Annotated in this window: 28 protein-coding genes; 11 read left to right on the forward strand and 17 right to left on the reverse strand. The window is 68.9% G+C overall.

Annotated elements, in window-relative coordinates; genetic code table 11:
* Positions 1–53: 53 nt before the first annotated feature.
* From NBRGI_RS45450 to NBRGI_RS25375, 4 genes are all read right to left on the reverse strand, one after another.
* Complete coding sequence (locus NBRGI_RS45450; protein ID WP_148310949.1) at positions 54–1,898, reverse strand: WD40 repeat domain-containing serine/threonine protein kinase; 1,845 nt, start codon at positions 1,896–1,898, stop codon at positions 54–56.
* A gap of 123 nt (positions 1,899–2,021) precedes the next feature.
* Positions 2,022–2,753 (reverse strand): ZIP family metal transporter, encoded by a 732-nt coding sequence (locus NBRGI_RS25365; RefSeq protein WP_029899718.1) that lies wholly within the window; start codon positions 2,751–2,753, stop codon positions 2,022–2,024.
* A 111-nt stretch (positions 2,754–2,864) separates the two neighbouring features.
* The gene (locus NBRGI_RS25370; protein ID WP_029899719.1) at positions 2,865–4,094 is read right to left on the reverse strand and encodes an AI-2E family transporter; all 1,230 of its coding nucleotides are present in this window, start codon (positions 4,092–4,094) and stop codon (positions 2,865–2,867) included.
* A 63-nt stretch (positions 4,095–4,157) separates the two neighbouring features.
* The gene (locus NBRGI_RS25375) at positions 4,158–5,210 is read right to left on the reverse strand and encodes an NAD(P)-dependent alcohol dehydrogenase (RefSeq protein WP_029899720.1); all 1,053 of its coding nucleotides are present in this window, start codon (positions 5,208–5,210) and stop codon (positions 4,158–4,160) included.
* A 149-nt stretch (positions 5,211–5,359) separates the two neighbouring features.
* Here NBRGI_RS25375 and NBRGI_RS25380 point away from each other — a divergent pair, with 149 nt between their 5' ends.
* Positions 5,360–6,442: a S1C family serine protease gene (locus NBRGI_RS25380; protein WP_029899721.1), complete on the forward strand. Its 1,083-nt coding sequence runs from the start codon at positions 5,360–5,362 to the stop codon at positions 6,440–6,442.
* A gap of 4 nt (positions 6,443–6,446) precedes the next feature.
* Here NBRGI_RS25380 and NBRGI_RS25385 read toward each other — a convergent pair whose 3' ends face one another.
* Both NBRGI_RS25385 and NBRGI_RS25390 read right to left on the reverse strand, forming a co-directional pair.
* On the reverse strand, positions 6,447–7,010 hold the full coding sequence (locus NBRGI_RS25385; protein ID WP_029899722.1) for a vitamin K epoxide reductase family protein: 564 nt from the start codon (positions 7,008–7,010) through the stop codon (positions 6,447–6,449).
* A complete protein-coding gene (locus NBRGI_RS25390; protein WP_036560757.1) occupies positions 7,010–7,786 on the reverse strand; it encodes a DsbA family protein in 777 nt (258 codons plus the stop codon). Before NBRGI_RS25390 ends, NBRGI_RS25385 begins: the two co-directional genes overlap by 1 nt.
* 210 nt (positions 7,787–7,996) lie before the next feature.
* On the opposite strand from NBRGI_RS25390, the gene NBRGI_RS25395 reads away from it, so the two are divergent.
* The gene (locus NBRGI_RS25395; RefSeq protein WP_235211095.1) at positions 7,997–8,839 is read left to right on the forward strand and encodes an LLM class flavin-dependent oxidoreductase; all 843 of its coding nucleotides are present in this window, start codon (positions 7,997–7,999) and stop codon (positions 8,837–8,839) included.
* Positions 8,840–8,842: 3 nt separating this feature from the next.
* On the opposite strand, the gene NBRGI_RS25400 is transcribed toward NBRGI_RS25395, so the two are convergent.
* Genes NBRGI_RS25400 through NBRGI_RS25415 form a run of 4 tightly spaced genes read right to left on the reverse strand, consistent with a single transcriptional unit; the run spans position 8,843 to position 11,523 of the window.
* Positions 8,843–9,691, reverse strand: coding sequence for a polyphosphate kinase 2 family protein (locus NBRGI_RS25400; RefSeq protein WP_029899725.1), 849 nt, complete (start codon positions 9,689–9,691; stop codon positions 8,843–8,845).
* Positions 9,692–9,745: 54 nt separating this feature from the next.
* The gene (locus tag NBRGI_RS25405) at positions 9,746–10,477 is read right to left on the reverse strand and encodes an ESX secretion-associated protein EspG (RefSeq protein ID WP_029899726.1); all 732 of its coding nucleotides are present in this window, start codon (positions 10,475–10,477) and stop codon (positions 9,746–9,748) included.
* On the reverse strand, positions 10,474–11,112 hold the full coding sequence (locus NBRGI_RS25410) for a hypothetical protein (protein ID WP_029899727.1): 639 nt from the start codon (positions 11,110–11,112) through the stop codon (positions 10,474–10,476). Before NBRGI_RS25410 ends, NBRGI_RS25405 begins: the two co-directional genes overlap by 4 nt.
* 21 nt (positions 11,113–11,133) lie before the next feature.
* Positions 11,134–11,523, reverse strand: a complete 390-nt coding sequence (locus tag NBRGI_RS25415) for a hypothetical protein (RefSeq protein WP_029899728.1) — start codon at positions 11,521–11,523, stop codon at positions 11,134–11,136.
* A gap of 175 nt (positions 11,524–11,698) precedes the next feature.
* Here NBRGI_RS25415 and NBRGI_RS25420 point away from each other — a divergent pair, with 175 nt between their 5' ends.
* Both NBRGI_RS25420 and NBRGI_RS45455 read left to right on the forward strand, forming a co-directional pair.
* The gene (locus tag NBRGI_RS25420; RefSeq protein ID WP_029899729.1) at positions 11,699–12,928 is read left to right on the forward strand and encodes a serine hydrolase; all 1,230 of its coding nucleotides are present in this window, start codon (positions 11,699–11,701) and stop codon (positions 12,926–12,928) included.
* A gap of 152 nt (positions 12,929–13,080) precedes the next feature.
* A complete protein-coding gene (locus tag NBRGI_RS45455; protein ID WP_029899730.1) occupies positions 13,081–13,680 on the forward strand; it encodes a hypothetical protein in 600 nt (199 codons plus the stop codon).
* A 58-nt stretch (positions 13,681–13,738) separates the two neighbouring features.
* Here the strand turns inward: NBRGI_RS45455 and NBRGI_RS25430 are convergent, their stop codons facing one another.
* The 4 genes from NBRGI_RS25430 to NBRGI_RS25445 all read right to left on the reverse strand — a co-directional run bounded on the left by NBRGI_RS25430 (position 13,739) and on the right by NBRGI_RS25445 (position 18,562).
* Complete coding sequence (locus tag NBRGI_RS25430) at positions 13,739–14,872, reverse strand: serine hydrolase domain-containing protein (protein ID WP_051728026.1); 1,134 nt, start codon at positions 14,870–14,872, stop codon at positions 13,739–13,741.
* Positions 14,873–14,965: 93 nt separating this feature from the next.
* Positions 14,966–16,216 carry a saccharopine dehydrogenase family protein gene (locus NBRGI_RS25435; RefSeq protein WP_029899732.1) on the reverse strand — a complete coding sequence of 417 codons (1,251 nt, stop codon included), beginning with the start codon at positions 16,214–16,216 and terminating at the stop codon, positions 14,966–14,968.
* 19 nt (positions 16,217–16,235) lie between these two features.
* Positions 16,236–17,684: an ABC1 kinase family protein gene (locus NBRGI_RS25440; RefSeq protein ID WP_029899733.1), complete on the reverse strand. Its 1,449-nt coding sequence runs from the start codon at positions 17,682–17,684 to the stop codon at positions 16,236–16,238.
* A gap of 197 nt (positions 17,685–17,881) precedes the next feature.
* The gene (locus tag NBRGI_RS25445) at positions 17,882–18,562 is read right to left on the reverse strand and encodes a TetR/AcrR family transcriptional regulator (protein WP_148310950.1); all 681 of its coding nucleotides are present in this window, start codon (positions 18,560–18,562) and stop codon (positions 17,882–17,884) included.
* A gap of 203 nt (positions 18,563–18,765) precedes the next feature.
* Here NBRGI_RS25445 and NBRGI_RS25450 point away from each other — a divergent pair, with 203 nt between their 5' ends.
* From NBRGI_RS25450 to NBRGI_RS25470, 5 genes are all read left to right on the forward strand, one after another.
* Positions 18,766–20,103, forward strand: a complete 1,338-nt coding sequence (locus tag NBRGI_RS25450; protein ID WP_088607282.1) for a DUF445 domain-containing protein — start codon at positions 18,766–18,768, stop codon at positions 20,101–20,103.
* Positions 20,104–20,208: 105 nt separating this feature from the next.
* Positions 20,209–20,712 carry a helix-turn-helix domain-containing protein gene (locus NBRGI_RS25455; RefSeq protein ID WP_014988604.1) on the forward strand — a complete coding sequence of 168 codons (504 nt, stop codon included), beginning with the start codon at positions 20,209–20,211 and terminating at the stop codon, positions 20,710–20,712.
* Complete coding sequence (locus tag NBRGI_RS25460) at positions 20,709–21,377, forward strand: heparin-binding hemagglutinin (protein WP_029899736.1); 669 nt, start codon at positions 20,709–20,711, stop codon at positions 21,375–21,377. Before NBRGI_RS25455 ends, NBRGI_RS25460 begins: the two co-directional genes overlap by 4 nt.
* A gap of 129 nt (positions 21,378–21,506) precedes the next feature.
* Entirely contained in the window at positions 21,507–21,797 is a 291-nt protein-coding gene (locus NBRGI_RS25465; protein ID WP_029899737.1) for a DUF2516 family protein, read from the forward strand.
* Positions 21,798–21,934: 137 nt separating this feature from the next.
* The gene (locus NBRGI_RS25470; RefSeq protein ID WP_029899738.1) at positions 21,935–22,972 is read left to right on the forward strand and encodes an alpha/beta fold hydrolase; all 1,038 of its coding nucleotides are present in this window, start codon (positions 21,935–21,937) and stop codon (positions 22,970–22,972) included.
* Positions 22,973–22,988: 16 nt separating this feature from the next.
* Here NBRGI_RS25470 and purU read toward each other — a convergent pair whose 3' ends face one another.
* Entirely contained in the window at positions 22,989–23,879 is an 891-nt protein-coding gene (purU, locus tag NBRGI_RS25475; protein ID WP_029899739.1) for a formyltetrahydrofolate deformylase, read from the reverse strand.
* Between the two features lie 153 nt (positions 23,880–24,032).
* The gene (locus NBRGI_RS25480; protein WP_029899740.1) at positions 24,033–24,572 is read right to left on the reverse strand and encodes a GNAT family N-acetyltransferase; all 540 of its coding nucleotides are present in this window, start codon (positions 24,570–24,572) and stop codon (positions 24,033–24,035) included.
* A 157-nt stretch (positions 24,573–24,729) separates the two neighbouring features.
* Between NBRGI_RS25480 and deoC the strand changes: the two genes are divergently transcribed.
* Positions 24,730–25,398, forward strand: a complete 669-nt coding sequence (deoC, locus tag NBRGI_RS25485) for a deoxyribose-phosphate aldolase (RefSeq protein ID WP_029899741.1) — start codon at positions 24,730–24,732, stop codon at positions 25,396–25,398.
* 81 nt (positions 25,399–25,479) lie between these two features.
* Here the strand turns inward: deoC and NBRGI_RS25490 are convergent, their stop codons facing one another.
* Positions 25,480–26,211: an LmeA family phospholipid-binding protein gene (locus tag NBRGI_RS25490; RefSeq protein WP_029899742.1), complete on the reverse strand. Its 732-nt coding sequence runs from the start codon at positions 26,209–26,211 to the stop codon at positions 25,480–25,482.
* A gap of 99 nt (positions 26,212–26,310) precedes the next feature.
* On the opposite strand from NBRGI_RS25490, the gene NBRGI_RS25495 reads away from it, so the two are divergent.
* On the forward strand, positions 26,311–26,919 hold the full coding sequence (locus NBRGI_RS25495) for a hypothetical protein (RefSeq protein WP_036560766.1): 609 nt from the start codon (positions 26,311–26,313) through the stop codon (positions 26,917–26,919).
* Positions 26,920–26,926: the final 7 nt, after the last annotated feature.

Raw genomic sequence — 26,926 nt, forward strand, 5'->3', positions numbered from 1 at the left:
CCGCCCTCTGTTCCGACAGGGGGCGGCCTTCGTTCGCCGACGCCCGACTCGACTCAGTCCGCGCCGAGATCCCAAAGCCGCACAGCATCGCCGCCGAGGGCGAGCAACGGGCGGGCCGGGCTGAACGCCAGCGACTGCACAGCGCCCACCTCGCCAGAACGAGCGGCTACCGCACGGCCGGTGCGCACATCGCGGAGCAACACGTTCTGATCGTCGCCGCCGCTGGCCAGCACGGTGCCGTCCGGGCTGAACGTCACGGTGCGCACCCAGTCCGTGTGGCCCGGCCAAGGGTCGCCGATCCGTCGGCGGGTGCGCAGATCCCACAGCCAGACCGTGCTGTTCCAGTGACCGCTGGCCAGCAGGGTGCCGTCGGGGCTGAACGCCAGATCGCTGACATAGGTGCCGAGGCCGGTGAGCCGCCCCGGTTCCGGGCGACGGGTGGCGACGTTCCACAGGCCGATGGTGAATCCGACTCCGCCCGCGGCGATCAGCGTGCCGCTCGGCTGGCAGGCCACGGCGTGTATCGCGTCGTCGCCGGTCACCGGCGGTGCGAACAGCGCCCCGTTGCCGACGTTCCAGACCCGCAGCGATTTGTCGCTGCTGCCGGTGACCAGGAGGCTGCCGTCGGGACTGAATGCCACGGACTGCACCCAGTCGGTGTGTCCGGTAAGCGGTGGCCCGACGGGCCGCCGGGTGCGGGCATCCCACAGCCGCGCTGTGTGATCCCAACTGCCCGTGGCGATCAGCGTGCCGTCCGGGCTGAATGCCACCGCCGCGACATTCTCCCGATGACCGGTCAGCGGTCTGCCGACGGAGCGCCGGGTGCGCGGATCCCACAGGTCGACGGTGTCTGCGTTCGGAACGGCGAGCAGGGCCCCGTCCGGACTGAAGGCGAGGGACCACACATTCCCGGTGTCGCACAACAGCTCCAGCGGAACATCGGAGGTCTGAGCGCGCGTGGCGAGCTCGACCGCTGAGCGCGGTGCGGGAGAACCGCCGCGGCCGGTGCGGTCTTCGAGTCGCCTGGTGGGCGGAAGTGGTTGCCGGACCACGGTTTCCCGCTGGGCGTAGGCCAGGATCTGATCGGCCGCGATGGCCATGGCCGTGCAGCTCGGATACCGGTCACCGGGGTCCTTGGCCATGGCGGTGGCGATGACGTCGTCGAATCCCGGGGGCAGGCCGGGCTGGAGCGCTGTCGGTCTGGGCGGGGCGTCGTTCAGGTGCGCGCTGATCACCGCCGCTTGGTTGGTGCGCTCGAAAGGTGTTCGGCCGGTGAGGAGTTGGTACAGCGTGCAGCCGAGAGAATAGATATCGGCACGCTGGTCGCCCGGCTCGCCACGAAAGCGTTCGGGCGCGGTGTAGGCGATGCTCGCAGTGAGGCCGGACAGGGTGACGGTGTCGTCGAGCGTGCGCGCGATGCCGAAATCGGTGATCAGCGCCCGCTCCACGCCCTCGCCGTCCCGGGCGACCAGCAGGTTGGCGGGCTTGATGTCCCGGTGCAGCACACCTTGGCGGTGCGCGTAGTCGAGTCCCTGTGCGGCCTCGGCGATCAGGCGGGTCGCGCGGGGGGCGGGCAGCCGGCCCGCTGCGGCGAGGAGCTCGTTCGCATCGCCGCCGTCGACGTATTTCATCGATAGCCAGAGGTTTTCGTCGCCGGGACCGCTGCGGTCGTAGACCGGCACGATATTCGCGTGATCCAGCCTGCTGGCCAGCGCGGCCTCGCGCTCGAAACGCGCCCGGACCCGCACGTCGGCGCTGAGCGCGTCACTGAGCACCTTCAACGCGACCTGCCGGTCGAGCCGGGGATGCCCGGCCAGATAGACGACCCCCATGCCGCCGGCACCGAGCAGACGCCGAATCGTGTAGCCCGCGAACATCGAACCCGGCTGCAACCGCACCACGGCCAACCTTTCTCGACTGCCGAACCGGGAGCAAGAATACGCCGGGTGAGCGGGGTGGCGCGGTGCTATCGCAGCTGGTCGGACCTTTGCCGATCGACGCACGGGGTCGGATGCGCCGGCTCAGTGGTTCAGGGCGGCGACGACGAACATGAGGGCGGCGCCGAGGACGGTACAGGCCAGGGTGAGGCGGGACGGGTGTACGGCGTGCGCCTCGGGCAGGATGTCGGCGGTGGCGAGGTAGAGCAGGAAGCCGCTGAAGTAGCCGAGATAGAGGCCGACCATGCCCTCGGGCACATGGATGAGCGTGCCGACCACCGCGCCGATCACCGGTGCGATGGCGTCGAGTCCGAGCAGGGTGAGTGCGCGTTTGCGGGCGTTGCCGTAGAGCGTCGAGATGGTGAAAGTGTTGAAACCGTCGGCGAAGTCGTGCGAGATGACGGCGATGGCCACCGCCGCACCGACGGTGGCGCCCGCCTGGAAGCCGAGCCCGATACCGAGTCCGTCCAAGAAGCTGTGGAAGATCAGTCCGGCCGCGGCGAGCACGCCGACCGACTCGAAACCGTGTGTGTGCGTGCCGAATTCCTGTTCGTGGCCGGTATGGATGGCCACCGCGCGCTCGATGACGTGGATGGTGAGGAAGCCGCCGACGGCGGCGATCAGCACGGCGGGCACGCCGAGCACATCCTGCTCGGATTGTTCCAGGGCCTCGGGGATCAGATCGAAGAACACCACGCCGAGCATCACGCCCGCGGCGAGCCCGAGCACCAGGTGTCTGCGGTCGCCGATGCGGACCGCGACGAATCCGCCGACCAGCGTGGAGCACATGGAAACCAGCGCCAGCAGAATCGCCATCGCACCAGCATGGGCGATCGGTCGCGGCGCGCCCGGCATCTCCGATCGGCGAGTTCGTCACCCGGTTGGTCGGCCACGGTGCATCCCGCCGACAAGCGGTTCGGCGCGCGACTACGCGCCTTTCGAACGATCGGTGCCGGTGAAACGGATGGTCAGCTGCCGGGCCCACTTTCGGTGCGGCTTGGGCGGCGGCGGGGGCAGCGGCGCGTCCAGGTCGACATCGGTCTGCACTTCGTAGCGCCGGATGTAGGCCCCGGCGAAAGCCTGAACCGTCGCGGTGACCGGAATAGCGAGCAGCGCACCGGTCGCGCCGAGCAGAGCGGCGCCCGCCAGCACCGCGCCGAAGGCGACGGCCGGATGCATGTCCAGCGTGGTCGCGGTGATTCTCGGTTGCAGCACATAGTTTTCGAACTGCTGGTAGAGGACGATGAAGCCGAGGATCCACAGCGCGTCCGACGGTCCGTGCACCAGCGCCACGATGACCGGTAGTGCGCCCGCGAGGTAGGTGCCGACCGTCGGGATGAACTGCGACACCACGCCCACCCACAGCGCGAGCGCGAACGCCGAGGGCACGTCGAGCACCCGCAACGCCACGTAGTGCGCCAAAGTCGAAGCGAGCGCGAGCAATCCGCGCGAGTAGATGTAGCCGCCGGTCTTCTGCACGGCGATATCCCAGGCGCGCAGCACGTGCAGCTGCTTGCGCGGCGGCAGCAGCGAGCACACGGCGTTGCGGAACCGCGGGCCGTCGGCGGCGAAGTAGTACGTGAACAGCAGCACCCCGAGCGACTGGAACACCACGCTCACCGCTTTCGTGCTGATGTCCCAGGCGTTTCCGGCCGCGCCCTCGAGGTACTTGCTCCAGTTGCTGGTGTACTTCTCGAGGTCGGTGCCGGATATGTGGGTGTGGAAGGTCCGATTGACCCAGTCGATGCCTTGATCGGCGTACTCCGGCGCGTTGTTGACCAGGGTGGTGATCTGGTCGATCAGCAGCGAGCCGAGCGTCCAGAAGAACGCGACGACCACCGAGATCAGGACGAGGAAGACCACCCCTGTCGCGAGTCCGCGCTTCATGCCGCGGCGCGCGAGCCAGTTCACCGCGGGCTCGATGGCGAAGGCCAGGAACAGCGAGACCAGCACGATGGTGAGCAAGCCTTGCAACCGGGTCAGCGCCCAGAATCCCGCGAAGAGTCCGGCCACCGTGGCCGCGGCGAGCAGGAACGCGCGCAGCAGCCACGGCGGCGGCGTGGACGTCATCTCCGCGGTGACCACGGCCTCGCCGGGCGCTACCGGGGCCTGCGCGTCCGAGGGCGCTGGCGCGTTGTCGTCTTCTTCCGAGGCCACATCGCAAACGTACCCATACCGGACCGTCTCACCGCGTTATCGCCGGTACGGATACCTCGCGGCTCACATGGTCGAGACGTCGATGACGAACCGGTACCGGACGTCGCTGGCCACCACCCGGTCGTAGGCGCCGTCGATCTCGTCGGCGGAGATCACCTCGATCTCCGCGCCGATGCCGTGGGCGGCGCAGAAGTCCAGCATCTCCTGGGTCTGCGCGATACCGCCGATCGTCGAACCGGCCAGCGAGCGGCGCAGCCCGGTGAGGGTGAACGGCTTGATGCTCATCGGGTTCTCCGGCAGGCCGAGGATCACCAGCGTGCCGTCGAGCTTCAGCATCCTCAGGTAGGAGTCGATCGGCAGGTCCGCCGAGACGGTGTTGAGGATCAAGTCGAATTGGCCGCGCAGGTCGCGGAAGGTCTGCTTGTCGCTGGTGGCGTAGTAGTGGCTCGCGCCGAACAGCTTGCCGTCCTCCTGTTTGCTCAGCGAGTGGCTGAGCACGGTCACCTCGGCGCCCAGCGCCGCGGCGATCTTCACCCCGACGTGACCGAGCCCGCCCATGCCGATGATGGCCACCTTCTTGCCCGGCCCGGCGTTCCAGTGCCGCAGCGGCGAGAACAGGGTGACGCCCGCGCAGAGCAGCGGGGCCGCCGCGTCGAGCCCGATGCCCTCGGGAATGCCGACGACGAAGTTCTCGGTCACCACGATCTGGGTGGAGTAGCCGCCGAGGGTGTATCCGCCGGGCTGTACCGACTCCTCGACAGGCGTGTTGTAGGTCATGGTGGCGCCGCGGACGCAGTACTGCTCCTCGTCGGCCAGACACGGGCCGCAGACGCCGCACGAGTCGACCATGCAGCCGACCCCGACACGATCGCCCACCTGGTATTTGCGCACCGCGGAGCCGACCGCGGCGACCAGGCCCGCGATCTCGTGGCCGGGCACGCAGGGGTACTTCGTACCGCCCCACTCGCCGCGTGCGGTGTGGATGTCGGAGTGGCAGATGCCCGCGTATTTGATGTCGATCAGCACATCGTGCGGGCCCAGCTCCCGGCGTTCGATGGTCTGCTTCTCGAACGAGCCATCGGGTGCGGATATCGCGTATGCGGCTGCTGTCGTCATGCATACATGCCTACCGTCGCATGCGCCCGGTTGCCAACCATGACAGGTAAACAGTTCCGTACGGCGGCGGCTCGCAGAGTCGTCGATAGCCCCCGGACATGATCATCGCCAGCCACAATGGAATGCGCAGGTGGACCGAGCGGAGAGCGATGAGCGAACAACGGTATGGGGGCCGCGCGTTGGCGACGATCGTCGCCGCGCTGCTCGCGGTGGCCGGATTCCTCGGCTATCGAGGCGAACTGCCCGGCTGGCCGCCGGGTACGGCCGAGATCGCCGCGCCGGTCGAGCTACCGCCGCCGCTCGATCCGGTCGCGGTCGCCGCCGCCGTCGACCCGGCGCTGGTCGACATCAGCGCGTCGATGCGGCCGTTCGGGCTCGGCGCGGCCGGGTCGGGCATCGTGCTCACCGCCGATGGCCAGGTGCTGACCAGTCATCACGTGGTCAAGGGAGCCGACACGGTGACGGCGACCGATGTCGGCAACGGCCGCACCTACGACGCGATGGTGCTCGGTTACGACGCCGCCGCCGATATCGCGCTGCTCGCGCTCTCCGGCGCCGCCGACCTGGCGACGGCCCGCATCGGCAACTCGGCCGAATTGCACGTGCACGACGAGGTATTGGCGATCGGCAACGCGGGCGGCATCGGCGGCACGCCGACCGCCATCCAGGGCACGCTCACCGATCTGGACAGCACCATCGTCGCGCTCAACTCCGCCGATCTGTCCCGCAAGCCGCTCACCGGCATGCTCGAGGTGGCCGCCGCGGTGAGCTCCGGGCAGTCCGGCGGCGCGCTGGCCGACCGGCACGGCGCGGTGGTCGGGGTGATCGCGGCCGCCTCCGGTGATCCGGCGCGTGCCGGGGGCAGGCCGCCGAACGGATACGCGGTGCCGATCGACACCGCGATGCAGGTGGTGCGGCAGATCCGTTCCGGCGTGCCCACCGACACCGTGCACATCGGGCCGACCGCGACTCTCGGCGTGCTGACCTCCGACGCGAAACCCGTTGGGGCACGGATCGATCTGGCCATCTACGGGCTGCCCGCCCACGCGGCCGGGCTGACTCACGGCGAGGTGATCACGTCGGTGGACGGTCGCGCGATCACCTCGGCTCGCGCCCTGCACTCGGCGATCAACGTGCGCAAACCCGACGACGCGATTCAGCTCGACGTGACCGACACCGGCGGCAACCGCCGCACGGTGACCGTCGTGCTCGCCCGCGGCACCCCCAACTAGCCGATCAGAACAGCGACAGCCAGTAGTCCTGGAAGCGCAGGAAGATCAGCAGCAGCACCACCGCGTAGAACAGCGCGACGATGGTCCACCGCCATTCCGCGAGCACCCGCAGCGGACCGCGTGAGCCGCCCCAGAGCTGATCGGTGACCACCGCGAGCAGTGGCGTGATGATCGCCCACACCACCATGCAGTACGGGCAGAGCGCGTTGATCCGGTACAGGCTCTGGAAGATCAACCAGCAGACGAAGCCGACACCGAGCAGCGTGCCCAGCCACAGCCCGCCCCAGATCCAGCGCGGCAACCCCACCCCGGCCACCGAGAGCACCCCGAGGGTGACCACCACCGAGAAGGCCGCGATGCCGATGATCGGGTTGGGGAACCCGAACGCCGCGGCCTGGTCGGTCACCATCACCGAGCCACAGGACAGGATCGGATTGATGCTGCACGACGGGGTGTAACCCGGTTCGGTGAACAGCTTGAACCGTTCGATGGTCAGCGCCATCGAGGCCAGCCAGCCGGCCAGCCCGCCCAGGAGCAGTACCCAGGCGGCCCGGGGCGGGGCGGTGATCACTGCGCCGCGGCGGCGGCGATCACAGGACCGAGACCGCCGGGCCCGAAGATCTCCTGACTCGACTCGACCTGCTTGCCGTTGACGAACACCGACGGGGTCGACTTGATGCCGCTCTTCAGCACGTCATCGGTGCGGGCCTGGATGTACTTGTCGTACTTCACATCCGTGATGCAGTTCGCCACCGCGTCGGGATAGCCCGCGTCCTTGGCGATCTGGACCAGCTTGTCGTTGGGCAAGCCCGCGCCGCCTTCCGGCGGCTGCTGGGCGAACATCGAGGACACCCAGGCCTGGTACTTGGTCGGGTCCGCCTCGGCCACGCAGTACGAGGCGTTCGCCGCGCGGGTCGAGTAGCGGGTGGTGGACGCCTTGTCCAAGAAGGCGATCACGTCGTATTCGACCGCGGCCGTGCCGTTGTTCACCGCGTCGGCGAGCACCTGGGCGTTCGCGCCCTCGAAGCCCTTGCACGCAGGGCACTGCAGGTCGGCGACGACCCGCACGGTGACCTTCGCGTTCGGCTTGCCGATGCGCACCGCCCCGTTGTCGGTGATGGTGCCGGTGACCCCGTCCGGGGATGCGTTGGCGGCCGCCGGAATCGAGGGGGTGGGGCCGGGATCGTCCTTGCGGGCCTTCTTCACCGCGACACCGATGCCGATCGCGGCGATCAGGCCGATCAGCACGGCGGCCACGGCCACCTGGATGAAGATCTTGCGATTGCGGTCGGCGCGATTCGCCGCCAGCAACGGATTCTTCTTCCCACCCGGGTTCTTGCTCACCGTGCGTTCACCACGCCTTTCGCTCGACTGCCGGTACCTGCCGCCACGATGGTAGAGCGCGAACTCGTCCCCGTGTGGTCGGGCCACGGCCCACATCATCGTGAACGAACCTGAGAGATTCCGAAATATCGGGCACTGGCGACGCCGAAAAATCCGTGTGGGTATTCGGGAGTTCCGGTCGAGAATGGTGGGATGACTGCTCTCGGTGCTGTGTTTCGTCCGCAAAATCCGCCGGAACGGCTGCGTGCCGTCACCCGGGTCGCCGAGGAATCGGGGCTGGCACAACTGTGGCTGTGGGAGGACTGTTTCTTCGAGAGCGGTATCGCCAGTGCGGCGGCCGCTCTCGCGTGGACCGAGCGACTGCACATCGGCATCGGGCTGCTGCCGGTGCCGCTGCGCAATGTGGCGTTGACCGCGATGGAAGCCGCGACGCTGCACCGGTTGTTCCCCGAGCGGGTACTGCTCGGCGTCGGGCACGGCGTGCTGGACTGGATGGGTCAGGTGGGCGCGCGGGTCGAGTCGCCGGTGACGTTGCTGGCCGAGTACCTGGACGCGTTGCGCGCCCTGCTCGCGGGCCAGCGGGTCACCACCTCGGGACGTTATGTGCAGCTCGAGGATGTGGCCCTGGACTGGCCGCCACTGGCGCCGCCGCGCATCTACGCGGGAGCCAGGGGGCCGCGCTCGATCCGGCTGTGCGGGTCGCATGCCGATGGGACGCTGCTGGATTCGATCGCGGGCCCGGACAGCGTGCGGGCCGCTCGGGCGTTGATCGACGAAGGCCGGGCCGCGGCGGGCCGCACCGACCGGCATGTGGTGGTGGCGAACCTGCTCGCGGTGACCGGCCCGGACGCGGCGGCGCGGCTCGCGCACGTCCAAGCCACCACGACACCGCCGCTGGCCGGTGTCGCCGGTGACGCGCAGGCGGTCGCGGACGCGGTCCGCGCGCTGGCCGAGGCGGGCGCCGACACCGTGGTGATCCAGCCGACCGGAGACGAGCCGGATCCCGAAGGCTTCGTTCGCTTTGTCGCCGAACAGGTTCGCCCGCTCATCTAGTGCTCAGGCTTTGTCGAGTCGCCGCTTCTGCTCCTCGACGTCGAACTGCGCGGCGGGCCACTCGAGGTCGAGCCGCTCCAGGGCGTCGATGAGCAGTTCGGTGACGGCGAGCCGGGAGAACCACTTGCGATCGGCGGGCACCACGTGCCACGGCGCGTACTCGGTGGACGTGCGATCCAGCATCGCCTGGTACGCCTCCTGATAGGCGGGCCAGTAGCCGCGCTCATCGATATCGGAGGGGTTGAACTTCCAGTACTTGTCCGGCCGGTCCAGCCGTTCGCGCAGCCGCTTCTTCTGCTCGTCCAGCGAGACGAACATCGCCACCTTGACCACCGTGGTGCCCTCGTCGACGAGTTCCCGCTCGAAGGCGTTGATCTCGTCGTAGCGCGGTTCCCATTCCTTTTTCGACACCAGGTTGTGCACCCGGACCACCAGCACGTCCTCGTAGTGCGAGCGATCGAACACGCCGAGCTGGCCGCCGCGCGGCAGCGCGTTGCGGATCCGCCACAGGTAGTGGTGGCGCTTCTCCTCCTCGGTCGGCACGCCGAACGCGTGGTGGTCCACACCCTGCGGATCGACCGAACCGATCACGTGCCGGACGATGCCGCCCTTGCCCGCGGTGTCCATGCCCTGCAGCACCAGCAGCACACTGCGCAGGTCGCCGGAGCGCCCGTTGGCATAGAGCCGTTCCTGCAGCGCGGACAGCACCGTGGTGCGTTCGGCCAGCAGGTCCAGCCCCGCTGCCTTGTCACCGGCGAAGCCCGGTGTCGCGGAGGTGTCCAGCTCGGCGATCTGTAAGCCGTCGGCCTGCAGCGCTTCGGTAGCCGGAACGGACCAGCCCTTCTTAGCCATGCACTACAGCTAACCAGGTGCGCGCCGCGCGGGTCGGTGCGACGGCGCAGCGTGTCACCCCCGGATATGGGCGAGCGCGACGAGTTGCGCGGCGAAATCCTCGTCCGAGACCGGAGTGAGGATGAGGTCCTGCGAGGTGGTCAGCAGGTAGCGGCCGTCGCCGGTGAAATCGAGCCAGGTGCGATGGCGGGTGGGCGGCGACATCGGATTGTCGGGTTCGACGGTGACGGTCAGGAAGCCCCGCCCGTCGACCGGCTTGCGCAGCGTGTGCCGGAAGCGGGCGGCGCCACGCTGTCCGTTGGCGCCGAACGGTTCGGTGCGTTCCTGGCCGAGCACCGCGTCCTGGGGCTCGCGCATGGTGCCGAGTTTCCCCGCGCGGGCCGGGCCGATGATCTGCACCAGACGCTCGCCCACCGCACGGGCGTGGCACATCAGCACCGTGACCTTCTCCGGGGTGGCGACCAGGATGCCCGCGTGATTGTGCACCACCGCGGCGAAGGCCAGGATGCGTTCGGTATCGGCGCCGGAACCGTTGCGCGGCGGGGTGTTCCGTTCCCCGGACAGGGTGAGGGTGGTGGCGTCGGTGCGGCCGCACAGCATGAGCGCGGCGGCCAGGTCCGGGTCGGCCTGCCGGGCGAAGCGCTGCGGCAGACGCAGTGCGGCGTACTCGGATTCGGTGCGCACGGTGGCCGCGGGCACCATGTTGACCGGATACGGCCTGCGATCCAGACCCGTCTCGTTTTCCCAGACATGCGAGAACTCGTCCGGGGTCAGCACCCATTTCACCGCGCGCCGCCCCCGTCGCCGGCCGGTCGCGGTCCGTCGGGCGGGGCGAGGAATTGGGGCACGCAGTCGCCGGAGGCGGGCATGGTCGGCGCGTAGACGTAGGTCATCGTGTCCCGGACATCGGCCTCGACATCGGCGGCGGCGCTGTCGTGCGCCATCCGCCGCTTGCCGCCGTAGACGGCCTCGGCGGCCGGATCGTCCAGCGGCCGATACGGTTCGGGCGGCGGGATCGCGCTCCGAATGGTCTGCGCGGCATCAGCGTTCAGTTCCATCAGCCGCGCCACCGCACGGCAGACGTCCTGTGCCTCGATCCCGGTGCGGACGAACTCCCGGGTGGCGCGCAGCGCGGCGTCGGCGGTCTGGCCCGACCAGCGGGCGAATTCGCGGTTGGCGGCATCGGAGAAGGCCTGGAACGCCTCGGCCAACGCGCCGGCGTTCGCCAGCCAGGCCGCGGCGACCTGGCCGAGCGCGGCCGGGTTCAGCGGCTCGCGGGCCAGCTCCCAGATCTCCTGGTGGGTATAGGAACCGAACAACTCCCGATCCGCCGCGTACGCGGGATCGGTTGCGCCGGTGCGTAACCCGGCGAGCTCCTGGCGGATGAGCGCGGCGACGGCCCGGGCTGCGGAGTCTGCCATCGCTTCAGTTCCCTGCTGCTCTCATCGCGATTCCAGATGCGCGGTGACCACCGCGAGCGCGGCACGGTGCGCCGCCTCCGCGTCGGCGAAGCGTTTGCCCGCGGCCAGATACGCGGCCTTGAACAGCAGCGCCGTCTCCTGAAAGGCCGCGAGCGTGTCCAGGTACTGCCTGCCCTTGTCGCGGAAGCCGCGGGTGAGGCCGTGGCCGGTGGGCAGGTTCGGGAAGCCCGTCACTTCGGTCACCAGATGGCCGGTGGTCATGGCGCGGCGTAGGTCCTCGACGAGCTTGTCGCATGCGGCAGCGAGGTTTTCGGCAACCTCGGCGTCCAACTCGAAGGGCTTGCCCGTGCCGCCGGTGGCCGCCGCGTACAGCAGCCGTGCCGTTCCCTGCCCGGTATCCGGTACCGCCATGTGGGAACCCCCTCTGTTCGGTCCACTGCCTGCCGCGGTATTGGATGGGCACTCTACCGGTCGGTAAGGCGCGGCGGGCGCGCCTTCGGCGGCTGTGACCAGGGGCACGATTGCCGGCCGGCGGCGGTGCGCGCAGCGTCGCGGCCGGCCCGTGACAGGTCCGTATGCTGGCTGGATGGGCGCGCTGGCGGGCACTTTGGTGACGGTCGCCGAGGATCTGGACTCGGTGACGACGGTGGGGCGTGAGGACGACCCCGCCGCGGCGGGCTCGACCCGCGCGGCGGTCGACGCGGTGTGGGAGTCCGTGCGCGACTGGTACCGGATGGGCACCACCCCGGCCATCCAGCTCTGCCTGCGGCGCGACGGCAAGATCGTGCTGAACCGCGCCATCGGGCACGGCTGGGGGAACGCGCCGGGCGACGCGCCCGACGCGGTGCAGGTGCTCGCCACGCCGGACAGCCCGTTCTGCGGGTTCTCGACCGCGAAGGGGGTCGCGGCCGCGGTGATGTGCATGCTCGCCGAACAGGGCGCGTTCGGCCTGGACGAGCCGGTATGCGCCTACATTCCGGAGTTCGCGGCCAACGGCAAGGATCGGATCACCATCGGTGACGTGCTGTCGCATTCGGCGGGCGTGCCGTTCATCACCCCGCCCTACAAGGGTTTTCAGCTCATCGTCGACGAAGATCTGGCGGTGCGCGCGCTGACCGATCTGGTGCCCAGTTGGCCGACCGGCCGCTTCCGGATCTATCACGCGATGACCGGCGGGCTCATCCAGCGGTTGCTCGTGCAGCGGGCGACCGGCAAACGGATGCGCGAGCACCTGGCCGAGCAGGTGCTGGACCCGCTCGGGTTCCGGTGGACCAATTTCGGCGTCGACGCCGCCGAGGTCGACCAGGTCGTGCCGAGCGTGCAGACCGGTCCCGGACCTTCGCGGGTGTCGAAGTTCCTGGCGCGCAAGGCCCTCGGCGGCGGCATGGGCAAAGCGGTCTCCGATGCGGGCACGCGGGCGCTGCTCACCGCGGAGCTGCCCTCCGGCAACCTGGTCACCACGGCGGCCGAGCTGTCGCGCTTCTACGAAATCCTCGCGCGCGGCGGCGAATTGGACGGGATCCGGATCATGCGGCCCGAGACCGTGCGCGCCGCGGTACAACCGGCGAAATGGCTGCCCGGTCTCGCCGGCCGCGTCAGCCGGGCCGGGTACGAACTGGGCGGTCGCAGATCGAAGTTCGGCCGCGACACCCGCGCGCACTTCGGCCGCAGCGGCCTCACCACCCAGTACGGCTGGGCCGACCCGGCACGTGGGCTCGCCGGGGCCGTGCTCACCAGCGGCAAGGCGACCACCGACACCGACCGTCCGTGGCGGCTGGTCGCCCAGATCTCCGACACCTTCCCGCCGGTGCGCTGAGGCCGGTCCCGCAGCGCTCACCGAATGAGAGCAAAGGGATATAGGCTGAGGCAACGGCGTGAAAGTAACTGGTATGTATCGAATTCGAGCGTTCGGCCGATAGGGGAGCGGGGGTGCGGTATGCGCGCCTGTGCTCGAAATGGAGGTCGAACATGGTGAATCCGGGAAGAAGTAGCCGCAAGTTCCGGCGACTGGTCCTGCTGACAGTTGTCATCGGAGCCTCGGCCCTCGCGCCGGTGGCGGCCTTCGCGGCCCCGGACACGACCGCGCCCGCTGCGCCCACCACCGCCGCGCCGGTCACCCCGGCCCCGCCGGTGACACCCCCGCCGACCAACTCGCCCGCACCGACGACCCCGCCGCCCACCACGGCGCCCAAGCCGCCGGCCGATCCGTACGGTCCCGACGGCTACGACTCCTCCGGTTACGACCGGTTCGGGTATGACCGATTCGGTTACGACCGCGACGGATTCGACCGCTCCGGGCTGGACCGCTGGGGTAACGACCGGTCCGGCTACGGCCGCGACGGTTTCAACGACGAGGGCTTCGACCGTTCCGGCTTCGACCGTTCAGGTTATGACCGGTGGGGTTACGACCGATCCGGCTACAACCACAACGGATTCGACCGGTGGGGTTATGACCGCTGGGGATACACCGCACAGGGCTGCGCCCGTTCCGGGGAGGACAAGCCGGATGCCGATCACGCCGCCTGCGAAGCGCGACGGCAGCGTCCGCCCACCGGCAGTGCTTCCTGAGTGTCGTTGACCTGGCTGCCCTTTCGCAGTCGGGGCCGGGGTAGGTGATCGTCCGGGTTCAGCCCGCGCAGAAGGCCGCGTCGAGCACGCTGTTCATCGCCGCCTGATACATCACGGTGGTGAGCGGATCGGGCAGCAGGTTCATGCTGAGCGTGACGGCGCGGGTCGGCGTGGCGGCGTTGACGACCAAGAAGCCGTTCATCGCGCCGCCGTGGCTCCAGATCTCCATCCCGCAGGCGTTGATCCGGCGGAACAGCCCGAGACCGAAATCGGCGTCGCGGAGCGGGTCGCCGGAGGGCACGGTGCGCTGCATCTGCGCCAGCTGCGCGGGCGGCAACAGTTCGCCGGACAGCAGGGCCATGAAGAACCGGCCGAGGTCGGCGCCGGTGGCGACCATCGCGCCGTCGGCCAGTCCCCAGCCCGGATCGATATCGGTGATGTCCACCAGCGCGCCGTCGAAGGCGTGGTATCCGCGCGGATGCGGCGCGCGAATCACGTGCTCCAGCGGGAACAATGGCCAGTAGGTGTCGCGCAGGCCGAGCGGGATGATGATCCGCCGGGTGACCTCGACCCCCACCGGTACCCCCATGACGCGTTCGATCAACTCGCCCGCCAGCAGGAAATCCGTATTGGAATAGCCGGAACTGGTGCGCGGGGCGAAGACCGCGGGCTGATCGAGACCGAGCCGGATCAGCTCCGCGGCCGGTCGCGGACGCTGCAATCGGTCGACCGAGGTCAGATCCAGGTAGGCCAGGTAGTCGGGTATCCCACTGGTGTGCTGCAACAGATCTCGCACGGTGATCTGGTGCCCGTCGCCGCCGGGACCGTTGACCACTCCCGGCAGGTACTGCTCGATCGGCGCGTCCAGCTCGACCCTGCCCTCTGCGGCGAGCTGCAACACCACCGTCGCCACGAAGGTCTTGGTATTGCTGGCGATCCGCACCTGCGCGTTGTCCGGGAACGGCGCGCCGGTGGCCAGATCGCCTACGCCGCTGTCGATCTGCGCGTTCGCGTCGGCGCCGCGCACCACCAGCTGGGCGCCGGGCACACCGATGGACCGGATCAGCAGATCGAGGTCGGCCTGCAATCCCACCGGGGCGGAGCCGGGTTCGGCGACCGCGACCCCCGCCCCGGCGAACGTCGACATCGTCACCGCCGCAACTACGGCGGCCGTCAGCCAGGAATACCGCACCAGATCTCCACTCCGTCGCCCGTGACCCCTTACCGGTATCTCGTCCGACGGGGCAACCGTTTACGCCCCAGGAGATTTCGTGCGGCCTGCGGCTCAGGCGGTTTCGACCTCGATGGTCATGCCCGCGCCGCGCAGGCGCTCGGTGAGCGCGTCGCCCATGGCCGCGCCCGGGGTGAGGATGCCCGCGAGTTCCGGCTGGTTCGCGGTGTCGAAGGCCAGGCACAGCCCGCTCTCCCCGAGCAGCACCGCGGTCGCCTTATAGCCGGGATCGCCCTGGCCGGCGAAGGTCGCGACGTACCTCGCGCCGGAGGAGGTGCGGGTGAACGTCTTCATGGTGAACCAGCCGCTGTCCCTGGCCTTTTCGCTGGGGCCGGTACCGGGCTTGGGCAGCACGCGGTCGAGCAGCTTGCGGCCCACCGCCACCCGGGACAGCACCGCGCCCGCGGCCATGCCCGCGACGATGCCGCCCGCCAGGCCGGCCGCGACCAGCGGCGCCGCGGGCGACTTGCCCGCGCTCATCACCTCGCGGTAGCGGAAGTTCTTGCCGTACACCCAGCCGAGCAGGCCGTTGGTGCGGCGGACGATCTTGGTGTTGTGCGACGCCATGACGAAGGTGCTCACCCAGCCGTCCAGGCTCGGGTCGATGGCGCTGGCGCGCGAGAGGGCCTGGTCGGTCTGGCGGCCGACATCGGGGTCCATCGACTTGTCGGGGCTGAGTGAATACGGGTGGCTCAGCACGGCCCCCTTCTTCGGGTCGGCGGCGATCGCCTCCATCATCGCCCGGCCGGAATCGATGGTGCCGCCGCTGACCCCGCCCTTGAGCCAGGCGACCAGCGTCGTCTCCTCCAGCTCACCGGTGTTGTCCGCGACCGAGCGCCGGTACAGCTGGTAGACGCTCAGGTCCGACGGAATCGAGTCGTAGCCACAGGAATTCACGATCTTCGCGCCGGTCTGCGCGGCCTGCTCGTGGTACTGGTCGATCGCGTCGCGGATGAACAGCGGCTCGCCGGTGAGGTCGGCGTAGTGCGTGCCCGCCTTCGCGCAGGCGGCGACCAGCGGCAGGCCGTAGCGCAGGTACGGCCCGACCGTGGTGACGACGACCTTGGTCTGCGCGGCGAGTGCGTCGAGCGCGGACTGATCGCTGGAATCGGCCACCACCAGACCCCAGCCCGCGGCGGGCGGGCCGAGTTCGTCGCGCACCTTGGTCAGCTTGTCCAGCGAGCGACCGGCGAGCGCGATGCGCGCGGATTCCGGTGCGGCGGTGAGCAGGTACTGCGCGGTGAGCTTGCCGACGAAGCCGGTCGCGCCGAACAGGACCAGGTCGAATTCTCGAGTGTCTGCCATTGTCTTCCGTTCTGCGGGTTCAGGCCTGGGGACGGGCGGCCTTGGTGGGCTTGGCGGCCTTGGCGGCCTTGGTGCGCGACTTCTTCGGCGCGACCGGCGGATGATCGGCCAGCCAGACATGGTGCGCCTGACCGAGTTCGGTGACCGGCGGCTCGTTGTAGAGCCATTCCCGGGAAATGCGATGCCAATTCGCGGTGCAGCCCAGCTGGCCGAGCATGCCGAAGGTGAGGAAATCGGCCCGGCGGGAGAACAGGTGCTCCGGCGGCAGGTTCTGCTGCTTCATCCCGGCGAACTCGCTGGCCCGCGGGTCGACCGCGAGCAGGAAAGCGCCGCTGGCCAATTCGGGGGTGATCGTCAGATCCTCGTCGATCAAACACCATTCGGACGCGGCCAGCACGTATTCCAGGCACTCCTCGGCGCCGATCTCGTCCGGCGAATCGATCACACCGCGCTCGATCATCAACTGGCGCAGGTCTTCCGCGCGATCCTCCGCGGCCGCGCGCAGACAGGTCAGCTCGAACTGCACGTGGTCGGCGTCCATCCGGTTGAACAACCCGAAGTCGAGGAACCCGACCCGGCCGTCCGCGGCGAGCAGCACATTGCCCGGGTGCGGGTCGCCGCAGAACTCGTTGAAGGTGAACAGCGAACCGACGTAGAAGCGGTAGATGATCTCACCGATCCGGTCGCGCTCGGCGTCGGGCAGCTGGCGGATCTCCTCGAAGCCCTTGCCCGCCACGTATTCGCTGACGAGCACGCGGGTGGTGCTGAGCTCCGGCATCGAGCGGGGCACCACGATGAACGGATGCCCGGCGTAGAGCTCGGCGATCTGCAACTGGGTGTTCGCCTCGGCCTGGTAGTCGAGCTCGCTCTCCATATTGAGCCGCAACTCGTCGAGCACGGCCGGGGTCACCCACGGCATCGCCGATTGCAGCACCCGGCGGAACATGGCCAGGTTCTTCAGGTCCGCGCGCACGGCGGCGTCGATCCCGGGGTACTGCACTTTCACCGCGACCTGGCGACCGTCGCGCAACCGGGCGCGGTAGACCTGGCCGATCGAGGCGGCGGCGATCGGCTCGGCCTCGAACTCGGCGAAGATCGCGTCCAGCGGCTGACCGAAATCGTCCTCGATCACCTGGCGCATCGATTCGAAGGACACCGACGGCGCCGCGTTGCGCAGCACCGCCAGTCGTTTCTGGAAGCGCTCGCGATGGTCCTCCGGCACCAGATCGAGATCGAGCACCGACATCATCTGCCCGAGCTTCATCGCGACGCCCTTCATGGTGCCGAGCACCATGACCACCTGCTCGGTGGTGCGAATCATCGACTCCTCGGCCATCTTCGCGCGCACCGCCTCGGATCTGCCGCGCATCGACAGCCGCGCGCGTTGCGTGCGGATCACCGAGCTGGCTGCGACGGCACCGAGCTTGGTGCCACGAGCAAGCCGCGAGGTCGGTACTTGCTTCGCCATCGAGGTACCTCCATTGGTGCCGGCGCGCGGGGCGGTGACGCAGCGCACTCGGCGCACCGCTCGGGTTCAGAGTAGCCAACCGCACGGCGTTGTCGAGCCCTGTGTCACACTTTTGCTAGCACCCCAGCTAGCGCCGTGCCCAGGAACTTCCGCGCTCGTTCGGGCACGCCGCTAGCACCCGGAACTCGGACGTGCGATCAGTTTTCCGCGTCGGCGCCCGGCGTAGGCAGCACATGCGGCTGCGCGTTGAAGATCTCCCGCGAACCGTTGGCGCGCGCCATCCCGTCGATGGCGCTCCAGGTCATCATGGTGAGGTAGTCGATCACTTCCTCGCGCGACATCGACTTGTTCGTGGTCCACCAGTGCGTGGCCAGCTGGATGCCGCCGACCAGCACGTAGGACCACAGCATCGCGCCGTCGGTCTGGATGCCCTTGGCCGACGCGCGGTCGATGATGACCGCGGCGACCACCTCGGCGAACAGCTTCTCGAACTCGGCGAGCGAGGACGGATCCGAGCCGTTGCCCATGATGAAGCGATAGACCTCGGGGTCCTCGTCCACCGTGCCGACATACTCCGCCAGCGCCGAGCGAACCAGCTGGTACTCGTCCGCGTCGAGGCTGATCGCGCCGTACACCCGCGGCATCAGCGTGGTCTCGATGAACCGCTGCATGGTCGCGTGGACCAGGTCGTTCTTGTCGGAGAAGTAGCGGTAGAGCACAGTTTTGGAGACGCCGATCTCGGCGGCGATCTCGTCCATCCCCGCGTTGCTGCCACGGGCTCGCACAGCGGCCAGGGTGCCGTCGACGAGCTCCTCGCGGCGATCGATCTTGTGCTGGCGCCATCGGCGTTTGCGGCCGTCCGTTCGGCCGGTGCGCACCGCCGCCGGTCGGTCGGCGATCTCGCCGACGTCGACAAGGTCATCGGTGGACAGCGTGGGCTCCCTTGTTAGTCGGATTCTCCGTGCGCCTCAAGCTTAGGTCCCGGCAGGCGGTGATATGCGCGTTTGGGTCCCAGTGCGACGGGTTGCACAACTTCTGTGCCTGCGGCGCTGTGCCGGGTATGCACAGCAGAATGGAGGACATGGAGAAAGCTCCCGGCAACATCGCGGTGGTGGAGGCGGCCCCGGCGCCGCCCGCGGCCGCGCCTCTCGGCTTCGCCGCCGTCCTCGACGAGGCGGGGAAACGGCGGGATCTGTGGCGGATGAAAGCGCTCGCCACCGGGCTGCTCGCCACGGCGACGGCGATCTATCTGTTCTGTCGCTGGCTCGAATCGCGCGGTTCGGGCGGGGACTGGGTCGGCTACGTACGGGCCGCGTCGGAGGCGGGCATGGTCGGCGCGCTGGCCGACTGGTTCGCCGTCACCGCGCTGTTCCGGCATCCGCTCGGCCTGCCCATCCCGCACACCGCGATCATCCGGAAGAAGAAGGATCAGCTCGGCGAGAGCCTCGGCGCGTTCGTCGGCACCAACTTCCTCTCCCCGGAAGTGGTTTCGGCGAAGGTCAATTCGGCGCAGATCTCCTGGCGGGTCGGGCGCTGGATGGCCGATCCCGGGCACGCCGCCCGGGTTGCGCAGGAGAGTTCCACCCTGCTGCGCGCGGTGGTCGGCGTGCTGCGCGACGAGGACGTGGAACAGATCATCGACCAGACCATCGTGAAGCGGATCGCCGAACCGCTCTGGGGTCCGCCGATCGGCCGGGTGCTCGCCGAACTGCTGGCCGACAACCGGCAACTCGCGCTGCTCGATCTGCTCGCCGAGCGCGCGCACCAGTGGGCGCTCGGCTCGCAGGAGACGATCGATCGGATCGTGCTGCGCGACGCGCCGCAGTGGGCGCCGAAGTTCGTCAACATCTTGCTGTCCGAGCGGATCTATCGGGAACTGGTCGAGTTCACCTGGAAGGTGCGCTCGAATCCGGAGCACGAGGTGCGGCTGGCGGCGAATCGTTTTCTCGAGGAATTCGCCGACGATCTCCAGCACGACGACGCCATGATCAAAAAGGCGGAGCGGATCAAGGCGCAGATCATGGGCCGCGAGGAAATCACCGGAATGGCCGAGGCGACCTGGCGCGCGGCCAAACGGTTGATCTTGGAATCGGCCGACGATCCGAACAGCACATTGCGGCGTAAGGTCGGCGAGAATGTGCGGCAACTCGGCGAGCGGTTGCGCGACGACGCCGACATGCGTGCCAAAGTGGACGGGTGGATCGACCGCGGGGCAAGGTATCTCGTGGAGAACTACGCCGGGGAGATCTCGACGCTGGTCACCGATACGGTTGCCAGGTGGGATGCCGATGAGGCGAGTAAGAAGATCGAATTGCAGGTCGGTCGTGACCTGCAATTCATTCGGATCAACGGAACGGTCGTGGGTTCGCTTGCGGGCCTGGCGATCTACACGATCTCGCAGCTGATGTTCGGCGGCTGAGCGACAGCCGCGCCGAATGTTTGCCGAGAGGGTGCTAGCAGACTGCTTGCAATAGTTAGCACCCTGACCTAGAATTGAACCCGTACAACCGCCAGAAGGTGAGTGATGGCAGACCAGCCCGAGGTTTCCGCCGAGTACCCCGAAGGTGCGGCCGAGCAATCGGCCGGCGTCGGAGAAAAAGCGGCGCGCGTCGTGCACGCGGCGCATGACATCGGAGGCTTCATCAGGGCACAGCGAGAGGCCGCGCAAGTCTCGCTGCGCCAGCTCGCCACCCTTGCGGGAGTGAGCAATCCGTACCTCAGTCAGATCGAGCGCGGGTTGCGCAATCCGTCCGCCGAGGTACTCGCGCAGATCGCCAAAGCCCTGCGGGTGTCTTCGGAGGTGTTGTACGTCCGGGCCGGCTATCTCGAACAGCGGGCACACAGCCCGGTTCGCGATGCCCTGCTTGCCGATACGTCGATCAGCGAACGGCAGAAGCAGGTGCTGCTCGAGATCTATGAATCGTTTCGCCGGGAAAACGGAGGGAACGAGCCCGGGGGGGAAGGGGACAGCGCCGTTCCACGCACGAATACCGAAACTCCGCCACGCCAGGAGCACGAAACACCATGACAGACAAGACCAATCCCACCGTGACCAAGCCGCTGCTCGCCACCGTCGGCGCGGGCGACGCGCTCTACACCGCCGTCACCGATGTCGTCACCCAGGTGCGTGAGCGCGCCGCAGCCACCGACGTCTCCGCCCGGGTCGAGGAGGCGCGCGAGCGCTTCGCCAACGTGCCCGCCGACGTGCAGGCCCAGTTCGAGACCCTGCGCGAGCGCCTGGCTGGACTGCCCTCGGAGCTGCCGGAGGACCTCGCCGAGCTGCGCGAGAAGTTCACCCCCGAGGAGCTGCGCGCGCTGGCCGACAAGTACTACCACCAGGTGCTCGACCTTTACGCCGATCTCGCCGTGCGCGGTGAGGAGACGGTCGAGCGGCTGCGCACGAACCACCTGGTCGAGGAGCAGATCGAGCGCGTCAAGCCGCTCTACACCGACGCCGTCACTCGCGCCGAGGACGTGCTGGGCCGGGTCAACGGCTTGCTCGGCCGTCCGGCCAAGGTCGAGGACGAGGCCGTCGCGCCGGTCGTCGACGCCGAGGTCGTCACGGTGACCACCGAGACCGCCCCGGCCGCCGCCGAGGAGCCCGCCGCGCCGGTCGCCAAGGCGCCCGCCGCCAAGAAGGCCCCGGCCAAGAAGGTCGCGCCCGCCAAGAAGGCGGCGCCGAAGAAGGCGTGACAACGCCCCGTCGCCTGCCGCACGGAGGGTTGATTCCGTAGGGCCGCAAGGTGATTGAAGATCGATGAGGCAACGCCCCCGCACACCCTGAGGTGCGGGGGCGTTGCTCGTATGATGGGTGAGGTGAATATGGTGCACGGATTGACCGGGATGATCCTGCTCGTGCTGTGGCTTGCGGCACTAGGCGCGACGATCTTTGCGCTGATTCATGCCGTGCGGCAGCGGCCCGACGCGTTCACCGCGGTAGACAAGCTGACCAAGCCGATCTGGCTGGCCATCCTCGGCGTCGCGGTACTGCTGTTGCTGCTCTCGCCCGCGGGTCTGGGCCTGCTCTCGTTCGCCGCGATCATCGCGACCGGCGTCTACCTGGCCGATGTGCGGCCCAAGGTGGACGAGATCCAGCGCGGTCCGCGCTGGTGAGCCTGCGCGGCAGCGCCGCGATTTTCGCCGGTCGAGCAGTTCCGGCCGCGAATAATCGATAACTTTTTGCGTGCTTGCACTAGCAAGCGGCACGGATCGGAGTTACTGTATCGAGCAGTAACACAAAGGAGTGTCCGATGCGTGCAATGCTGCCGTCTGCGTTGGCGAACTTCCCGGGACAGATTCGGGGGGCGCTCGACGCGCACCGTGCGAGCCTGCGTTCGCGTACCTACGCGACCGCGGCGTTCAACCCGCCGACCGTCCCGCACGAGGAGATCCCCGTCGTCACCCGCGACGGCGCCCGGCTGCGGGTGCTCGCCTACGGCGCCGCCGATCGCCCGGTCGTCGTGCTGGTGCACGGGTGGACCTGCAGCATCGAATATTGGAACGCCCAGATCAATGCCTTCGCCGGCGAGTACCGGGTGATCGCCTTCGACCTGCGCAGTCACGGCGAGAGCGAATCGGGCTCCAGCCCGCTGACCATGGACCTGCTCGCCGACGACCTGGCCGACGTGCTCGACGCGGCCCTGCGGCCCGGCCAGCGGGCCGTGCTGGTCGGCCACAGCCTCGGCGGGATGACCCTGCAGGCGTGGGCCGGGCGCTACCCCGAGCGCGTCGCCAAGCAGGCCCTCGCGGTGCTGCTGAACAACAGCGCGCCCGATCGGCTGGTCCTCGAGACCACGGTGGTGCCGCTGCTGAACCGGCCCATGCGACTGCTGCAGCTGAAAGTGCCGCTGCCCTTCCTGCTCGGCAGCCTCGGCCTCGGCACGCCGATCGTCTTCCCGCCCATCGCGCCGGTGCGCTGGTTGTTCGCGCGTCAGGTGATGAGCACCGCGGCCAAGGGCGACGTGCTCGACTACGGCATGAACATCGTGCGCGGCTGCCGCGCCTGGGTCCGGGCCGAGTTCGGCAAACTGCTCGCGCACATGGACGTCGGCGAATCCGCGCGCAACCTGGTGGTGCCGACCACCGTGATCGCGGGCGAATTCGACGACCTGACCCCGGTGGTGCATTCGCAGCGCATCGCCGAAATGGTCCGGGAGACCGGCACATTGGCGCGGTACGTGGTGCTGTCCACCGGCCATCTGGGCAACGTCGAGGCCTACGAGAAGTTCAACGACGAACTGCGCCACATCCTCGAATCCGCGCGTCAGCGCGTCGAGCTCGCGGGCTGAGCGGCGGTCCCCGTCGTCAGCTGAAGACGACGGTGCGCTTGCCGTGCACCAGGACTCGTCCCTCCAGGTGCCAGCGCAGTCCGCGGGCCAGCACGACGCGTTCGATATCGCGGCCCTGCCGGACCATGTCGCGCACGTCGTCGGCGTGATCGATGCGGCTGACGTCCTGCTCGATGATCGGGCCCGCGTCCAATTCCGCCGTGACGTAGTGGCAGGTGGCGCCGATCAGCTTCACCCCGCGCGCGAAAGCCTGGTGATACGGACGGGCGCCGACGAAGGACGGCAGGAAGCTGTGGTGGATGTTGATCGCCTTACCCGCCCAGTGCGCGCACAGTTCCGGCGGCAGCACCTGCATGAAACGGGCCAGCACCACCGCGTCCGGATCGTACGCGTCGACCAGCGCGCGCACTTGCGCGAACGCCGGTCCGCGCTCGGCCGGGTCCTTCGGGAACGGCACGTGATGGAACTTCACGCCGTGCGCTTCGGTCAGTCCGGCCAGATCGGGATGGTTGCCGATCACCGCCTCGATCGTCGCGGGCAGCTCGCCGCTCACCGCGCGCCCGAGCAGATCGTGCAGGCAGTGCCCGTCTTTGCTGACCAGCAGCACGGCCCGGCGGCGGGCGCCCGAATCGAGTAACTGCCACTCGGTCTCGGGCCCGAGCCGCGCGGCAACTTCGGCGAACCGGTCCCGCAACTCCGCGAGCCCGAACGGCACCGTCGCCGCCTTGATCGCCTGCCGGGTGAAGAACCAGCCGGTGTCGGTATCCGAGTGGTACCCCGCCTCCACGATCGACCCGCCGAACCCGGCGATGAACGAGGTGATCCCGGCGATGATGCCCGGGCGGTCCGGGCAGCCGAGGGTCAGCACGAACCGGCGGTCATCGGAGGTGGGGAGGGTGGAACTCATCCCCTGATGCTATTGGCCGCGTGGCCGCGGCGTGGTTCGCGGCCCCGTGTTTCAGCATCGCGGAGCGATTCAGTGAGGGGTCGCGAACGGTCGCTCGTCGGGCTCGCTCCGTGGTGTGGCGTCAGGTGGTGATCTCGCCCGCCGAAGGCGCGGTCAAAGGTCGTAGAAGGGTTCCGGGTAGCGGAATTCGCCGGTGATCTGCGAGTCGTAGGCGCTGAGCGGTCGGACCTGGAAGTGCGAGACCCAGGATGGGTCGTCGGGGGTGATGCCGAGCCGGGCGGCGGGGACGAAGCCGAAGCGCGGGTAGTAGTCCAGGTGGCCGAGCAGACAGACCAGTGGTTCGTCGAGCGCGTCCGCGGCCCCGAGGACGGCGTGCATCAGCGCCGCGCCGACCCCGCTGCCCTGGTGCTCGGCGAGCACACCGATCGGGCCCAGTGCCAATGCCGGGAACGGGCCGACCGCGGCCCGGGTCAGGCAGACGTGACCGACCACGGTGTCGTACTCCACCGCGACCATCGAGAGGGTGGGTATCCAGCCCGCATCGCTGCGCAGCCGGGCGACCAGGTCGACCTCGGGCGGTTCGGCGTCCGGCGGTGCAGCCGGGTCGCGGTCCGCGGCCTGCGGTCCGAACGCACTGCGATGGACGGCCGCAATCGCCGCGATGTCGTCGGCGCGTTCGCGACGGATCAGCACGGTGTTGTCTCCTCCCGAACCAAGTAGAGCCCCATCCGCACACGTTAACCAGTCGGCCGCCGCGTCACTACCGTCGATCCGGCACCAGTACGAGTGTGCGGGAAGTGTCGCCAGGCGCGCAACGGAATTCGCCACCGGTGTGCCAGACTCTCGGGCCATGGCTAGTTCCGCGTCACCGACCAGGGCCGAAGTGGCCGCCATGATCGATCACACGCTGCTGGCGCCGGGGGCGACCCCCGCCGACGTCGCCGCGCTGATCGACGAAGCCCGCGAACTGGGGGTGCTGGCGATCTGCGTGTCGCCGTCGATGCTGCCGGTGCGGGCGCCGGGGCTGGTGCTGGCCACCGTCGCCGGATTCCCTTCGGGCAAACACCATTCGCTGGTCAAGGGCGCGGAGGCGCGGCTGGCCGTGGATCAGGGTGCGGCCGAGGTGGACATGGTGATCGATGTCGGCGCCGCGCTGGCGGGCGAATACAACGCGGTCCTCGCCGATATCGTCACGGTGCGCGAGGCGATCGGCGACCGGGCGGTGCTGAAGGTGATCATCGAGGCGGCCGCGCTGCCGGACGCCGCGATCGTCGAGGTGTGCCGGGCCGCCGAACGCGCGGGCGCGGATTTCGTGAAGACCTCCACCGGCTTTCATCCCGCGGGCGGCGCCAGTGTGCACGCCGTCGAGCTGATGGCGGCGACCGTCGGCGGGCGGCTCGGCGTCAAGGCCAGCGGCGGTATCCGCACCGCCGAGGCCGCGGCGGAGCTGATCGCGGCGGGCGCGACGCGACTCGGATTGTCGAAATCGCGCGAAGTGCTGGCAGGCTTTTCGGCCTGAGCGGACCACGGCCGGCCGCGCGCCAGACGATTTCGGCCCCCAGCGGGTAGAAGTCGTTGACGCTCGGCCGCTTTCATCCGGTCATGCGCAGGTGGCGTTGCTGTCGCCGGTCGCGGCGGGCAGTTCGGCGCGGGTGCCGGCGAGCTTGACCGCGATGCCGTTGTCGGTGACCTTCACCTCGGTCGGCCGCATGTTGTACGGGTAGCTCTGCAGGCTCTGCGTGAACACCTCGACGATGCCCTGCACGAGGTCGGTCGGCAGGCCCATGCCGAGCAGCTGGGCCGACATCGTCTCCACCTCGATGACGCCGTTCTTGATCACCGGCTGCACCTGCAATTGGGCCAGCCCGCCGAGCACGTCCAGCGACAGCATGTCCGAACCCGGCGTCGACCGGACGCCGCTGACCAGGTTGCCCAGCGTCTGCCGGATGCCGTCGTTGCTCCAGGTGACCTCGGCCGACGAACTGCCGATGGCGCCGCCGCCGCGCCCGTTGTCCACGACCTCGACATCGTGGAATTCGGCGTGCACCACCATGCCGACGGCGGGACCGAACTTGGTGTCGTCACTGTCCACTGTCACAGTGGGCACCTTGCCGTCGATCCAGGTGATCAGCATCGGTTTGAAGCCGAAGCCGACATCGATCTTCGACCCCATCTCCTTCTCGAATTGCGTACTGATGCAGCGGGACACGGTGTGCCGGGCGTACGCCTCGCCGCCGACCAGCACCGTGGCCAGCAGGATCGCCACCACGGTCAGGGCGATCAGCAGGGTCCGCCGGTTGATCGTCGAGCTGGACGGAGACTTGGTATTCATGCGGCCGATTCTTCCGCACATTTCTGTGCCGTCTCTGAGGGGTCTTTGAGGGCTTCGATTGTGACATCTGACACAAGAATCGGGCGTAGCCTGATGCACATGGCTGGCGATGCGGTGGGCCGCGCTCTCGGATCCGCGGAACACGGCTGGCGTGTGCTGCGGCGATTGGCCGGTCGGCACGCCGGGTTCTTCACCACCCGGCAGGTGTTGCGCACCGGCTGCGAGGCGCAGGTCCGGGCCGGTCTCGGGGCGGGCACCGTGACCAGGGCCGGGGTCGGCATGCTGCGGCTGGCGGAATGGCCGACCGGTCCGCTCGACGAATACGCCATGTGGGCGGCCTGGTTCGACGGGGCCGCCGCGGTCTCCCACCACAGCGCCGCCGACCTGCACGGCATCGGCAGGCTGCGGCCCCGGTTCCTGCACCTGTCGGTGGGGGCAGGCCGGCCGCCGGTGACGCCGCGGCTGGTGGTGCTGCGCCGCTCGCTGATCGGCGCGGAGATCGAGTCCGCGGGGCCCTTCCTGGTCACCACGCCGCTGCGCACGGTGCTCGACCTCGCCGAAAGCGATATCGGCCAGACCGCCCTGGACGAGGTGATCGGCGACGCCGTCGCCATCAGCCGCTGCACCGCTGACGAAATACGTTTGGCCAGTGCGCAATTGACAGCCCGAGCGGTCGAACGGGTGCACCGGGCGCTGTCCGGGGCGTAGCGATCGC

Source organism: Nocardia brasiliensis IFM 10847, assembly GCF_000710915.1.
Classification (GTDB): Bacteria; Actinomycetota; Actinomycetes; order Mycobacteriales; family Mycobacteriaceae; genus Nocardia; species Nocardia brasiliensis_A.

Coding starts and splice junctions, on each gene's coding strand:
- NBRGI_RS25365 (WP_029899718.1), bottom strand. CDS start 2,753: ATGGCGATTCTGCTGGCGCTGGTTTCCATGTGCTCCACGCTGGTCGGC.
- NBRGI_RS25375 (WP_029899720.1), bottom strand. CDS start 5,210: ATGACGACAGCAGCCGCATACGCGATATCCGCACCCGATGGCTCGTTC.
- NBRGI_RS25380 (WP_029899721.1), top strand. CDS start 5,360: ATGAGCGAACAACGGTATGGGGGCCGCGCGTTGGCGACGATCGTCGCC.
- NBRGI_RS25400 (WP_029899725.1), bottom strand. CDS start 9,691: ATGGCTAAGAAGGGCTGGTCCGTTCCGGCTACCGAAGCGCTGCAGGCC.
- NBRGI_RS25410 (WP_029899727.1), bottom strand. CDS start 11,112: ATGGCAGACTCCGCAGCCCGGGCCGTCGCCGCGCTCATCCGCCAGGAG.
- NBRGI_RS25415 (WP_029899728.1), bottom strand. CDS start 11,523: ATGGCGGTACCGGATACCGGGCAGGGAACGGCACGGCTGCTGTACGCG.
- NBRGI_RS25420 (WP_029899729.1), top strand. CDS start 11,699: ATGGGCGCGCTGGCGGGCACTTTGGTGACGGTCGCCGAGGATCTGGAC.
- NBRGI_RS45455 (WP_029899730.1), top strand. CDS start 13,081: ATGGTGAATCCGGGAAGAAGTAGCCGCAAGTTCCGGCGACTGGTCCTG.
- NBRGI_RS25435 (WP_029899732.1), bottom strand. CDS start 16,216: ATGGCAGACACTCGAGAATTCGACCTGGTCCTGTTCGGCGCGACCGGC.
- NBRGI_RS25440 (WP_029899733.1), bottom strand. CDS start 17,684: ATGGCGAAGCAAGTACCGACCTCGCGGCTTGCTCGTGGCACCAAGCTC.
- NBRGI_RS25450 (WP_088607282.1), top strand. CDS start 18,766: ATGGAGAAAGCTCCCGGCAACATCGCGGTGGTGGAGGCGGCCCCGGCG.
- NBRGI_RS25455 (WP_014988604.1), top strand. CDS start 20,209: ATGGCAGACCAGCCCGAGGTTTCCGCCGAGTACCCCGAAGGTGCGGCC.
- NBRGI_RS25460 (WP_029899736.1), top strand. CDS start 20,709: ATGACAGACAAGACCAATCCCACCGTGACCAAGCCGCTGCTCGCCACC.
- NBRGI_RS25465 (WP_029899737.1), top strand. CDS start 21,507: ATGGTGCACGGATTGACCGGGATGATCCTGCTCGTGCTGTGGCTTGCG.
- NBRGI_RS25470 (WP_029899738.1), top strand. CDS start 21,935: ATGCGTGCAATGCTGCCGTCTGCGTTGGCGAACTTCCCGGGACAGATT.
- purU (WP_029899739.1), bottom strand. CDS start 23,879: ATGAGTTCCACCCTCCCCACCTCCGATGACCGCCGGTTCGTGCTGACC.
- deoC (WP_029899741.1), top strand. CDS start 24,730: ATGGCTAGTTCCGCGTCACCGACCAGGGCCGAAGTGGCCGCCATGATC.
- NBRGI_RS25490 (WP_029899742.1), bottom strand. CDS start 26,211: ATGAATACCAAGTCTCCGTCCAGCTCGACGATCAACCGGCGGACCCTG.
- NBRGI_RS25495 (WP_036560766.1), top strand. CDS start 26,311: ATGGCTGGCGATGCGGTGGGCCGCGCTCTCGGATCCGCGGAACACGGC.